This is a genomic window from Streptomyces sp. NPDC046349 (assembly GCF_055587885.1).
Genome location: NZ_JBVJFK010000001.1, coordinates 618044 through 630321, shown reverse-complemented (window position 1 = coordinate 630321; position 12278 = coordinate 618044). Strand labels below are relative to the sequence as shown.

Sequence of the window (12278 nt, the reverse complement as noted above, 5' to 3'; positions counted from 1 at the left end):
GTGAGCCCGATGAGCCAGGCGGCACAGAACCTGAACTGGTTGATCACCAATTTCGTGGACAACACCCCCGGGGTGTCGCACACGGTGGTGGTCTCCGCCGACGGCCTTCTTCTGGCGATGTCCGACGGATTTCCGCGCGACCGCGCCGATCAGCTGGCGGCCGTGGCCTCCGGACTGACCTCGCTGACCGCCGGTGCCTCCCGCATCTTCGAGGGCGGCGCCGTCAATCAGACCGTGGTCGAGATGGACCGGGGATTCCTGTTCCTCATGTCCGTCTCCGACGGATCGTCCCTCGCGGTGCTGGCGCACCCGGAGTGCGACATCGGCCTCGTGGGCTACGAGATGGCTCTTCTGGTGGATCGCGCGGGCAGTGTCCTGACCCCGGACCTGCGCGCCGAACTGCAGGGAAGCCTTCTCAACTAGCAAACAGGCAGTGCGTTTCGCGCCATCGCACCGTAGGGTGCGGTGGCGCGGTTCCACAGGGAGTACTGCGTTCTTGGAGTCGGAGGAGGAGACGTGACAACACCCGGAGGACATCCTTATGGCGGCTCGCAGCAGCCGCAGGGTGGGCACGACCAGAACCGCTTCAACTTCCCCTCCGCACCAAGCCGGCCCGTGCCGGAGCAGAACCACTACCAGCAGTACGGGCAGCCCCAGCAGCCCCCTATGCCCCCGCAGGCGCCTCCGCGCGCCGCTCGGCAGCCGGCCCCCAAGGCCCACAACCCGCTGGTGCGCCCGTACGCGATGACCGGCGGCCGTACTCGGCCGCGCTACCAGCTCGCCATCGAGGCGCTGGTCAGTACCACGGCGGATCCCGCGCGCCTGCAAGGGCAGTTGCCCGAGCACCAGCGCATCTGCCGCCTGTGCCAGGAGATCAAATCCGTCGCGGAGATCTCGGCACTTCTCTCCATTCCTCTTGGTGTCGCCCGCATCCTCGTAGCCGACCTGGCGGAGGCGGGCCTTGTCGCCATTCACCAGCCCGGCGGCGACGAGTCTGCCGGTGGCCAGCCAGACGTGACACTGCTCGAAAGGGTGCTCAGTGGACTTCGCAAGCTCTAACGGCGGAGCGGCTCCCCGCTCCACCACCTCCGCGAAGATCGTGGTGGCGGGCGGCTTCGGCGTGGGCAAGACCACGTTCGTCGGAGCCGTGTCCGAGATCAACCCGCTGCGCACCGAAGCCGTCATGACGTCCGCGAGCGCGGGCATCGACGACCTCACCCACACCGGTGACAAGACGACCACCACGGTCGCCATGGACTTCGGCCGCATCACGCTCGACCAGGACCTGATCCTGTATCTCTTCGGTACGCCGGGCCAGGACCGCTTCTGGTTCATGTGGGACGACCTCGTCCGCGGCGCCATCGGCGCCGTCGTGCTCGTCGACACGCGCCGTCTCGCCGACTGCTTCCCCGCCGTCGACTACTTCGAGAACAGCGGCCTGCCCTTCGTCATCGCCCTCAACGGCTTCGACGGGCACCAGCCCTACACGCCGGAGGAAGTCCGCGAGGCCCTGCAGATCGGCCCGGACGCCCCCATCATCACCACGGACGCCCGCCACCGCGCGGACGCCAAGAGCGCGCTCATCACGCTCGTCGAGCACGCCCTCATGGCGCGCCTGCGGTAGGAACCGCCGCATCCGACAGGCCCCCGCGTCCACGACGCGGGGGCCTTCGCCGTGTACGGGGCTCCACGCGGCCCCGGGGCCTCGTGCGGCGGCGCCGCGTGCCGTCGGCGCGGGCCGGTACGCGGAAGGCCCCGCACCCTGGAGGGGGTGCGGGGCCTTCGGCTGCTTCCGGGGAGGGACCGGGGCTCAGCCCTGCCAGCTGTGCGGGGCGCGGAAGCCCGGGGTGCGCTCGAGACGGCGCCAGCCGGCCTGGCGCGGCAGGCGGGCCGTGGTCTCCTCGGGCGTGGCGGCGGCGCGGGCGAGCAGGATCGCGGTGATCGCGGCCAGCTCCTCGGGCGCGGCGTTGCCCTTTTCGACGCGGAGCAGGGTGTCAGAGGCGTTGGTCATGGGGTGGCAGATCTCCTTCGCGGTTACTGCGGCGGGTTGCCGTGCTTGCGGGACGGCAGATCGGCGTGCTTGTTGCGGAGCATCGCGAGGGCGCTGACGAGCACCTCGCGGGTCTCGGCGGGGTCGATGACGTCGTCGACGAGGCCGCGCTCGGCCGCGTAGTACGGGTGCATCAGCTCGGACTTGTATTCCTTGACCATGCGCGTGCGCATGGCCTCGGGGTCCTCGGCGTCCGCGATCTGCTTGCGGAAGATGACGTTGGCCGCGCCCTCGGCGCCCATCACGGCGATCTCGTTGGTGGGCCAGGCGTAGGTGATGTCGGCACCGATGGACTGGGAGTCCATGACGATGTACGCGCCGCCGTAGGCCTTGCGCAGGATCAGCGAGATCCGCGGGACGGTGGCGTTGCAGTACGCGTACAGCAGCTTGGCGCCGTGGCGGATGATGCCGCCGTGCTCCTGGTCGACGCCCGGCAGGAAGCCGGGGACGTCCAGCAGCGTGATGATCGGGATGTTGAAGGCGTCGCACATCTGGACGAAGCGCGCGGACTTCTCGGAGGCCTCGATGTCGAGGACGCCGGCGAGATGGGCGGGCTGGTTGGCGACGATGCCGACCACCTGTCCGTCCATGCGCGCCAGGGCGCAGATGATGTTGCGGGCCCAGCGCTCGTGGATCTCCAGGACGTCGCCGTCGTCGACGAGCTCCTCGATGACCTTGTGCATGTCGTACGGGCGGTTGCCGTCCGCGGGGACCAGGTCCAGGAGGACCTCGCTGCGGCGGTCCGCCGGGTCGCTCGTCTCGTGGACGGGCGGGTTCTCGCGGTTGTTCGAGGGGAGCATCGAGATGAGGTAGCGCACCTCGGAGATGCAGGTCTCCTCGTCGTCGTACGCGAAGTGCGCGACGCCCGAGGTCTCGGCGTGCACGTCGGCGCCGCCGAGGCCGTTCTGGGTGATCTCCTCGCCGGTCACCGCACGGACCACGTCCGGGCCGGTGATGAACATCTGCGAGGTGTCGCGGACCATGAAGACGAAGTCCGTCAGGGCCGGGGAGTACGCGGCTCCGCCGGCGCACGGGCCGAGCATCACCGAGATCTGCGGGATGACACCCGAGGCCTTGGTGTTGCGCTGGAAGATGCCGCCGTAGCCGGCGAGGGCGGAGACGCCCTCCTGGATGCGGGCGCCGGCGCCGTCGTTGAGGGAGACCAGCGGGGCACCGGCCGCGATGGCCATGTCCATGATCTTGTGGATCTTGGTGGCGTGGGCCTCGCCCAGGGCGCCGCCGAAGATCCGGAAGTCGTGCGCGTAGACGAAGACCGTGCGGCCCTCGACCGTGCCCCAGCCGGTGATGACACCGTCGGTGTACGGCTTCTTGCTCTCGAGGCCGAAGCCGGTCGCACGGTGGCGGCGCAGCTGCTCGACCTCCCTGAAGGAACCCTCGTCGAGGAGCAGTGCGATGCGCTCGCGCGCCGTCAGCTTCCCCTTCGCGTGCTGGGCCTCGGTCGCACGGTCACTCGGTCCACGCCGCGCCTGCTCGCGCAGGGAGTGCAGCTCGGCCACGCGCCCACGGGCGTCCGTCGGCTCGCTCGGGATCTGGTCCACAACGGTCATGTACCGACCTTACGAAGATCGTGATGAAAAACCTCCGTTCATTCCGCACAGTCTCGGGAGTCTTCCGCTGTCCGGCCCGCACAGAACCACCGGTGGAAGTAAGGACTCCGCCAGATGGCGCTCTCCGGGGTTGTAGGACCTTCACAGATTTCGCTGACACCTCCACTGGTAGTTGAAATTTGAACGGAATGGTTCTAGTGTCTGTCGTGTCGAAGTCGTTGAAGTTTCAACAGCTTCGACTTCCCCCACACCGGATTACTACCGAGGAGTAAGTCATGGGTCTCTTCAACCGCCGCACCGCGCAGGACACCACCGCCGTCGCCACCCTGGAGGTGGATCCGGCGCTCGCCGCCCTCACCGGCGACTACGTCATCGACCCGGCCCACAGCAGCATCGGCTTCACCGTCCGGCACGCGATGGTGACCAACGTCCGCGGCTCCTTCGCCGACCACGAGGGCACCCTGTACCTGGACGGCTCCGACCCGGCCCTCTCCACGGCCTCCATCGACGTGAAGATCGCCTCCGTCGACACCGGCATCGCCGACCGCGACGCGCATCTGCGCAGCGGTGACTTCTTCGACGCCGAGGCCTTCCCGCTGATGACCTTCCGCTCCACCGAGGCCGCGTTCCTCGGCGGGGACACCTACCGGGTCACCGGCGACCTCACCATCAAGGACGTCACCCGGCCGCTCTCCATCGACCTGGAGTTCAACGGCTCCGCCACCGACCCGTACGGCAACCAGCGCGTCGGGTTCGAGGGCAGCGCGGACATCCTGCGCTCGGACTGGGGGCTGACCTGGAACGCGGCCCTGGAGACCGGCGGTGTCGTGGTCAGCGACAAGGTGAAGCTGACCTTCGACATCTCCGCCATCAAGCAGGCCTGACCGGCCGCACGGCGACCCGGGGGCGGTGCGCCCTAGAAGCCGCCCCCGTCGAATCCGCCGCCGCCGAACCCGCCGCCCCCGCCGAAGTCCCCGCCGCCGAAGTCCGACGGGTTGAAGTCGGCCCCGGAGAGGTCGCCGCCGCCGTAGCCGTCGCCCATGCCGCCCCCGTAGTCCGCGGCATAGGCGGGCGTCGACATGATCGAACCGAGCATCGTGCCCATGAGCAGGCCGGGCAGGATGCCGCCGCCGAAGTAGCCGCCGGCCCAGGGCCCGTACGCCGGGCCGGCGTCGTAGTACGGCCGCGGTCCGCGCTCGGTGTCGACCGTGCGCACGGCCGGGTCCAGTCCGTCGCGCAGCCGCACCGCGTCCGCCGTGCACACGGGCACCGTACGCGCCGCCCCCGCCGCCGGAGCCCACGTCGCGTCCTCGGCGCTCGGCCCGTGGCGCGGGTCGAAGAAGCACGGAGCGCGACGCTCCGGCACCGGCTCGCCCCGTCGGCGCGCGTCCAGACAGGCCAGGGCGTACCGGCCGTCCTCCAGGGCCTGGGTCACCCCGGTGACCTCCTCCGGGTTCCGGACGGAGGCCATGATCCGCTTGGCCTTCTCGTACGAGTCGAGCCCCCGCTCGTAGTCCTCGCGCATGGTGTCGTCGGCGCCGGGCTCGCCGGGGTGGAAGTCGAGGCGCTCCAGCTCCTCACCGAAGGCAGTGATGTCCTCGTCGACGACCACGCTCAGCCGCTCGATGGCCTCGCGCCGGGCCTCTTCCTTCTTCTTCCGGTTCCGGCGCACCAGCGCGTAGGCGCCGCCGCCGCCGATCGCGGCCACCGCGCCGAGGGTGACCAGGCCGCCGACCGGGACTCCGTCGTCGGCGCCGGCGGTACCCCAGGAGTCGGGGGCACTGCCCCTGGTCTGGGTCAGGGCCTGGTCCACGAAGTTGTTGAGCTGGGTGCTCGCGTCGACCGGGGCGCCCGTCTTGACCGCGTCGGTGAGGTTGCGCACGGCGTTGGTCGGCATGACCGCCCGGTCTGCGCCGGCGTCGAAGCCTTCGCCGAGCCGGATCGCGTAGAGCCCGGTGATGCCGGTCTGCGCGCGGACCGCGGCGAGCACCTTGTCCTGCGGGAATTCGGCGGTGGCCGGGAGGACGGCGACGAAGACCGGCTTCCCGGCGTCCTCGATCTTCTTCGCGAGCGCATCGGCCTCGGCCTTCGGCAGCTGCGCCTCGGCCCGCGGATCGACGTAGACGGGACCCTCCTTGAGGGCCTCGGCCACGGCGGCGACGCCGGTGGCGGCCGATGCCTGCGGTGCGGCCGCCAAGGCGGTCGCACCGAGGGCCAGCAGCAGACCGGAAAGCAACGATCCCAAACGTATGGATATCAGCCTGGTCCTCATATCCATGACGCTACCCGAACCGGCACTTTCCCGTGTGAGTAGGACATAAGGGAGCCTTGGCCCCGGCCGTCGGCAGGCGTCCGCGAGCACCGCCCCGGCCGGTGCCGACCCGGCTACTCGGCCGGTTCGACGCCGGCGTGGAGGAGGCCGTAGGTGAAGGCGTCCTCCAGGGCCTGCCAGGAGGCGGCGATCACGTTGGGGGCGACACCGACCGTCGACCACTCGCGGACCCCGTCCGTCGTGGCGACGAGCACGCGCGTCGTGGACTCCGTGCCGTGCGTGCCCTCCAGGATGCGGACCTTGTAGTCGACCAGCTCGAACTTGGCGAGTTGCGGATAGAACCGCTCCAGCGCCACCCGCAGGGCCCGGTCCAGGGCGTTGACCGGGCCGTTGCCCTCGGCCGTCGCGACGATCCGCTCGCCCTTGGCCCACAGCTTGACCGTGGCCTCGTTGGCGTGGGTGCCGTCCGGGCGGTCCTCGACGATCGCCCGCCAGGACTCGATGCGGAAGTACTTGCGGGCCCGCCCCTCGGCCTCGGCGCGCAGCAGCAGCTCGAAGGAGGCGTCGGCCGCCTCGTAGGTGTAGCCCTGGAGCTCGCGCTCCTTGACCCGCTCCACCACCCGGGAGATCAGCGCGCGGTCCCCGCCGAGCTCCACGCCGAGCTCCTTGCCCTTGAGCTCGATGGAGGCCCGGCCGGCCATGTCGGAGACCAGCATCCGCATGGTGTTGCCGACCCGCTCGGGATCGATGTGCTGGTAGAGGTCCGGGTCGACCTTGATCGCCGAAGCGTGCAGGCCCGCCTTGTGCGCGAAGGCGGAGACGCCGACATAGGGCTGGTGGGTGGAGGGCGTCAGGTTGACGACCTCGGCGATGGCGTGCGAGATCCGGGTCATCTCGGCGAGCGCGCCGTCGGGGAGCACCTGGCGCCCGTACTTGATCTCCAGAGCGGCGACGACGGGGAACAGGTTGGCGTTGCCGACGCGCTCGCCGTAGCCGTTCGCGGTGCACTGGACATGGGTGGCGCCGGCGTCGACGGCGGCCAGGGTGTTGGCGACGGCGCAACCGGTGTCGTCCTGGGCGTGGATGCCGAGGCGGGCGCCGGTGTCGGCGAGGACGGTGGCCACGGTCGCCGACACCTGGGCGGGCAGCATGCCCCCGTTGGTGTCGCAGAGGACGACCACGTCGGCGCCGGCCTCGTGCGCGGTGCGCACGACGGACTTCGCGTACTCGGCGTTGGCCCGGTAGCCGTCGAAGAAGTGCTCGCAGTCGACGAAGACCCGGCGGCCCTGGGCCACCAGGTGGGAGACGGTGTCCCGGACCATCTCCAGGTTCTCGTCGAGGGTGGTGCGCAGGGCGAGTTCGACGTGGCGGTCGTGGGACTTGGCGACGAGCGTGATCACGGGGGCGCCGGACTCCAGCAGGGCCCGCACCTGGGGGTCCTGGTCGGCCGAGCCGCCGGCCCGGCGGGTGGCGCCGAAGGCGACCAGCCAGGCGTTCTTGAAGTCGATCTCCGCGCGGGCGCGGGCGAAGAACTCGGTGTCGCGGGGGTTGGCGCCGGGCCAGCCGCCCTCGATGAAGCCCACTCCGAAGTCGTCCAGATGGCGGGCGATCGTCAGCTTGTCGGCGACCGTGAGGTTGATGCCCTCACGCTGGGCGCCGTCGCGCAGGGTGGTGTCGAAGACGTGGAAGCTGTCGTCCAGGCCCCCGGACAGCGCAGTTGCCGCCTCTGGTGTCGTCGTCATGCTGATCTGGCTCCTGTCGGATGAGTGGTTCCGTGAAACCCGGAGTCCACTGCCCCATCATCGCGCGCAGTCCGCTCCCGGCAGGGATGGGCCGGGAAACGAAAAAACCTCTCGCGGGTAGCGAGAGGTCTGCACGCGGGTCCGAGGCACGGTGGCCGCGTCCGCGAAGTTCTTCCACGGTTCAGCGGCCACAGGGGACCGGCGCGCTGCTGGCGATAATCATGAGCTGAGCAGGCACGGTCGCAGTGTGCCACACCGCTCGCCGTGGATGGACAGGCATCTCACCATGCGGGCAGCGCCCTCCGGTGGGGACGCGCCGCCGCGGGGCTACGGGCGAAGGGCCAGGGTGTCGGTGAGGAACTCGTGTACGTGGGCCAGGATGGCCGTCCGGTCGAGCGTGGGCAGGCCCACCGCCAGCTGGATGCTGAAACCGTCGAGAAGGGCACGGATGCGGGTCGCCACGCGCTCGGCGTCGACCGGGCGGAACTCACCGCGTGAGATGCCCTCGGCGAGCAGCGCCACCAGGTCGCGGTGCCAGGCGCCCTCGATGGCCGCCTGCCGGTCCCGCTCCTGCGGGCCCGCGTTCTGCGATCGGTTCCACACCTCCAGCCACAGCGTCCAGTGCGGGTCGCGGGCCTGCGTGGGCACGTACAGGTCCACGTACGCCTGCAGGCGCTCGGCCACCGGACCGCGGCGTGCGAGCAGGGCCCGCCGCGCACTGCCCAGTTCCGCCTCGCTCCACTCCAGTGTCTGGAGCAGGAGCTCGTCCTTGCTCCGGAAGTAGTAGAGGAGGTGGCCGCTGCTCATGCCGACCTCGCGGCCCAGACCGGCCATGGTGAGGCCTTCGAGCCCGCGCTCGGCGATCGTGGCCATGGCGGCGACGAGTACGTCCTCGCGCGGGGGCGCGTTCTTGCGCGCCGCCCGTACCGGTACTCCGCCCGCCGCCATGACCACTCCTCGTCGCTCGGCCGCCGTTCGTCCGCGGATCAGACCTTCGGCTGCTGCTGGGTGATGCAGTGGATACCGCCGCCCCCGGCGAAAATCGTACGTGCGTCGACGAGGGTCACGGTCCGTTCGGGGAACAGGCCGCGGAAGATCTCGGCGGCCTCCTCGTCCCGCGGGTCGTCGAAGGAGCAGAGCACGACGCCGTCGTTGCACAGGTAGTGGTTGATGTAGGAGTAGTCCACCCACTCGCCGTCCTCCTCCAGGACGGTCGGCGCGGGGATCTCCACGACCTCCAGCTGCCGGCCCCGGGCGTCGGTGGACGCGCGCAGGATCGCCGCGATGGTCCTGCAGCGCTCGTGGTCCGGGTGGGAGGGGTCGGGCTGGGTGTGCACCATGACCACGCCGGGGCGGGCGAAGGCCGCGACGATGTCGACGTGGCCCTGGGTGCCGTAGGTGCCGTAGTCCCCCGCCAGGCCGTACGGCAGCCAGATCGCCTTGCTGGTGCCGAGGTGGGCATGGATCTCGGTCTCGACCTGTTCGCGGGTCCAGTCGGGGTTGCGGCCCTTGCCCAGCTGGACGGTGTCGGTGAGCAGCACGGTGCCCTCCCCGTCGACGTGGATGGCGCCGCCCTCGTTGACCAGCGGTGTGCTGAACGTGCGGGTGCCGAGCACGTCCGAGACCTGGCGGGCGATCTTCGAGTCGTGGTCCCAGCGCGCCCATTCCTGGGCGCCCCAGCCGTTGAAGGTCCAGTCGACGGCGGCCAGCTCGCCGGCGTCGTTGGTGACGAAGGTGGGGCCGATGTCGCGCATCCAGGCGTCGTCGAGCTCGCGCTCGACCACGTCGAGGGCGTGGCCGTCGCCGGCGCCGGCGATCGCCAGGGCGTTCTCGGCATCGCCCGGGGAGACGACGAGGGTCACGGGCTCGTACGCGCGGACCGCGCGGGCGACTGCGCCCCAAGCCTCGCGGGCCTCGGCGAGCTCCTGCTCGTTGGTGAAGGTCGGGTTCGGGCTGGGCCAGGCCATCCAGGTGCGCTCGTGGGGCGTCCACTCGGCGGGCATCCGGAATCCGTTGTGCACGGGCTTGGCGGTCATGGCAGGCAGGTCCTTACGGGCTGTGCTGGTTTACAGGAAGTACAGGCGGTTGAGCGAGACCGATTCGGCGGGTTCGGAGCGCAGGGGTTCCCCGTCGAGGGAGACCAGCCCGCTGCGCGCGTCCACGTCGACCGCGCCCACCCGGGAGTTGAGGAGCAGGTCGCCGGGGCCGATGCCGCGGGTGCCGCGGACGGCGACCCGGCGGCGGCGCGTCGGCATCGCGTCGCTGCCCAGGGCCGCGGCGGCGGAGGAGACGAAAGCGACGGAGATGTCGGCCGCGGTGGCCCCGTACGAGCCGAACTGCGGTCCGAGGACGAGGGGTTCGCAGGTGTCGGTGGCGGCGTTGGGGTCGCCCGTGACGCCGTAGGCGGGGAAGCCGGACTTCAGGACGAGTTGCGGCTTGGCCCCGAAGAACTGGGGTCGCCAGAGCACGATGTCGGCGAGCTTGCCCACCTCGATGGAGCCGATCTCGTGCGCCAGGCCGTGGGCGATGGCCGGGTTGATGGTCAGCTTGGCCATGTAGCGCAGCACGCGGGCGTTGTCGTCGCCCTCGCCGTCGCCCTCCAGCGGGCCCAGCTCGCCCTTCATCTTCGCGGCCATCGCGAACGTGCGGCGGATGGTCTCGCCGGCGCGGCCCATGCCCTGGGCGTCGGAGGAGGTGATGCCGATCGCACCCAGGTCGTGCAGGACGTCCTCGGCGCCCATCGTCCCGGCCCGGATCCGGTCGCGGGCCATGGCGGCGTCGCCGGGGAGGTCGGGCTTGAGGTCGTGGACGGAGACGATCATGCCGTAGTGCTCGGCGACCGCGTCCCGGCCGAAGGGCAGCGTGGGGTTGGTGGAGGAGCCGATCACGTTCGGCACGCCGGCCATCTTCAGCACGTTCGGGACGTGTCCGCCGCCGCAGCCCTCGATGTGGAAGGCGTGGATGGTCCGGCCCTCCAGCACCCGCAGGGTGTCTTCGACGGACAGGCATTCGTTGAGGCCGTCGCTGTGCAGGGCGACCTGCACGTCGTGCTCCTCGGCCACCCTCAGCGCCGTGTCCAGGGCCCGGGTGTGGGCGCCCATGTCCTCGTGCACCTTGAAGCCGCTGGCGCCGCCCTCGGCGAGTGCCTCGACGAGGGGTGCGGCGTCGGAGGAGGAGCCGCGGGCGAGGAAGCCGATGTTCACGGGCCAGGCGTCGAAGGCGTTGAAGGCGTGCTTCAGGGCCCACGGGGAGTTGACGCCGACCCCCCACACCGGGCCGAACTCCTGGCCGATGACGGTGGTCACGCCCGCGGCGAGCGAGGCCTCCATGATGCGCGGGGACAGCAGGTGGACGTGGGTGTCCACGGCGCCGGCGGTGGCGATCAGGCCCTCGCCGGAGACGATCGAGGTGCCGGTGCCGACGACGACGTCGACGCCGTCGAGGGTGTCGGGATTGCCGGCCCGGCCGATGGCGTGGATGCGGCCCTCGCGGATGCCGATGGAGACCTTGCGGATGCCGAGGACGGCGTCGATGACGAGGACGTTGCTGATCACGACGTCGCAGGTGTCGCGGACCGCGGCCCCCTTCAGGTGCAGGCCGTCCCGGGCGGTCTTGCCGAAGCCGGCCAGGAACTCGTCCCCCGGCTTCTGCGCGTCCGACTCCACCCGGACGGTCAGACCGCAGTCGCCGAGCCGCACCCGGTCGCCCGCGCGGGGGCCGAAGACGGCCGCGTACTCGTGCGGATCGATGTGCCGGCTGCCCGGCGCGCAGTGCGCACTGTGGTCGGTGTGCGGGGTCTGCCTGCTCATGCCGTCGTCCCTTCCGGGCGGCCGGTGGGGTCGGCCTGGCCGGCCCCGGTCGGGGTTGCGCCCAGGTAGCCGCAGGCCGCGGCGCGGCGCAGGGCCTCCTGCCTGGCGCCTGGGGCGTCCAGCGGGCCGTCGACCAGGCCCGCGAAGCCGATCGCGATCCGGTCGCCGCCGATGGGGACGAGGCCGACGTCGCCCTCGCCGTGCGGGTCGAACCGTACGGACGAGCCCGCCGGCACGCACAGCCGCATGCCGTAGGCCGCGGCGCGGTCGAAGTCCAGGCGCGGGTTCGCCTCGAAGAAGTGGAAGTGCGAGGTCACGCTCACCGGGACGTCGGCCGTGTTGCGCACGTGCAGGCGCACGACCGGCTCCGGCTGGGGGGCGCCTGGGCCGGGGACGACGGCGCCGGGCGCGTCGTCGCCGAGCGGCACCGCGCCCCGTACGGGGGACGAGACCACGGCGAGGCGGGATCCGTCGTCGAAGACGGCCTCCACGTGCACCTCGGTGACCACGTCGGCGACCCCCGGCAGGACGTCGTCGGGGCCCAGAACGCTGCGGGCCTCCTCGATGGCCTCGGCAAGCCGTTTGCCGTCCCGCGCGGCCTCGCAGACCGTGTCCGCGATCAGCGCGGTGGCCTCCGGGACGTTGAGTTTCAGGCCACGGGCCCGACGGGCCCTGGCCAGTTCCGCAGCGCCGCGGAGCAGCAGCCGGTCGCGCTCCGTAGGGGTCAGCCGCACGCCGATCCACCACCTCTTGAGTAGAAGAGTTAGAGCATCACTCTAACTCTTCATTTCGTTGCGGGGAATCATTGACCTGAGAGCAGGGCTTGAGTCACATTGA

General features: G+C 70.9%; 12 protein-coding genes. 4 read left to right on the top strand and 8 right to left on the bottom strand.

Annotated elements, in window-relative coordinates:
* The first annotated feature begins 9 nt into the window (after positions 1-9).
* The 3 genes from ACZ6JS_RS02935 (at position 10) to ACZ6JS_RS02925 (ending at position 1624) form a co-directional block, all read left to right on the top strand.
* The gene (locus tag ACZ6JS_RS02935; protein WP_030037347.1) at positions 10-423 is read left to right on the top strand and encodes a roadblock/LC7 domain-containing protein; all 414 of its coding nucleotides are present in this window, start codon (positions 10-12) and stop codon (positions 421-423) included.
* A 93-nt stretch (positions 424-516) separates the two neighbouring features.
* Positions 517-1059, top strand: coding sequence for a DUF742 domain-containing protein (locus ACZ6JS_RS02930; protein ID WP_469295335.1), 543 nt, complete (start codon positions 517-519; stop codon positions 1057-1059).
* On the top strand, positions 1040-1624 hold the full coding sequence (locus ACZ6JS_RS02925) for a GTP-binding protein (RefSeq protein WP_007266770.1): 585 nt from the start codon (positions 1040-1042) through the stop codon (positions 1622-1624). The genes ACZ6JS_RS02930 and ACZ6JS_RS02925 overlap by 20 nt, the downstream gene beginning before the upstream one ends.
* A 186-nt stretch (positions 1625-1810) precedes the next feature.
* Here the strand turns inward: ACZ6JS_RS02925 and ACZ6JS_RS02920 are convergent, their stop codons facing one another.
* Positions 1811-2011 carry an acyl-CoA carboxylase subunit epsilon gene (locus ACZ6JS_RS02920; protein WP_037928229.1) on the bottom strand — a complete coding sequence of 67 codons (201 nt, stop codon included), beginning with the start codon at positions 2009-2011 and terminating at the stop codon, positions 1811-1813.
* A gap of 23 nt (positions 2012-2034) precedes the next feature.
* A complete protein-coding gene (locus ACZ6JS_RS02915; RefSeq protein ID WP_030846976.1) occupies positions 2035-3618 on the bottom strand; it encodes an acyl-CoA carboxylase subunit beta in 1584 nt (527 codons plus the stop codon).
* A gap of 275 nt (positions 3619-3893) precedes the next feature.
* On the opposite strand from ACZ6JS_RS02915, the gene ACZ6JS_RS02910 reads away from it, so the two are divergent.
* Positions 3894-4502 (top strand): YceI family protein, encoded by a 609-nt coding sequence (locus tag ACZ6JS_RS02910; RefSeq protein ID WP_469295334.1) that lies wholly within the window; start codon positions 3894-3896, stop codon positions 4500-4502.
* 32 nt (positions 4503-4534) lie between these two features.
* On the opposite strand, the gene ACZ6JS_RS02905 is transcribed toward ACZ6JS_RS02910, so the two are convergent.
* The 6 genes from ACZ6JS_RS02905 to ureA all read right to left on the bottom strand — a co-directional run bounded on the left by ACZ6JS_RS02905 (position 4535) and on the right by ureA (position 12175).
* Positions 4535-5890, bottom strand: a complete 1356-nt coding sequence (locus ACZ6JS_RS02905) for a hypothetical protein (RefSeq protein ID WP_469295333.1) — start codon at positions 5888-5890, stop codon at positions 4535-4537.
* 113 nt (positions 5891-6003) lie between these two features.
* Positions 6004-7632 carry a citramalate synthase gene (gene cimA, locus ACZ6JS_RS02900; RefSeq protein WP_469295331.1) on the bottom strand — a complete coding sequence of 543 codons (1629 nt, stop codon included), beginning with the start codon at positions 7630-7632 and terminating at the stop codon, positions 6004-6006.
* Between the two features lie 327 nt (positions 7633-7959).
* On the bottom strand, positions 7960-8580 hold the full coding sequence (locus ACZ6JS_RS02895; protein WP_469295330.1) for a TetR/AcrR family transcriptional regulator: 621 nt from the start codon (positions 8578-8580) through the stop codon (positions 7960-7962).
* 38 nt (positions 8581-8618) lie between these two features.
* Positions 8619-9668, bottom strand: coding sequence for an agmatine deiminase family protein (locus ACZ6JS_RS02890; protein WP_469295329.1), 1050 nt, complete (start codon positions 9666-9668; stop codon positions 8619-8621).
* Positions 9669-9698: 30 nt separating this feature from the next.
* A complete protein-coding gene (locus ACZ6JS_RS02885) occupies positions 9699-11441 on the bottom strand; it encodes an urease subunit alpha (protein ID WP_469295328.1) in 1743 nt (580 codons plus the stop codon).
* On the bottom strand, positions 11438-12175 hold the full coding sequence (gene ureA, locus ACZ6JS_RS02880) for an urease subunit gamma (RefSeq protein WP_469295327.1): 738 nt from the start codon (positions 12173-12175) through the stop codon (positions 11438-11440). The genes ACZ6JS_RS02885 and ureA overlap by 4 nt, the downstream gene beginning before the upstream one ends.
* Positions 12176-12278 lie beyond the last annotated feature (103 nt).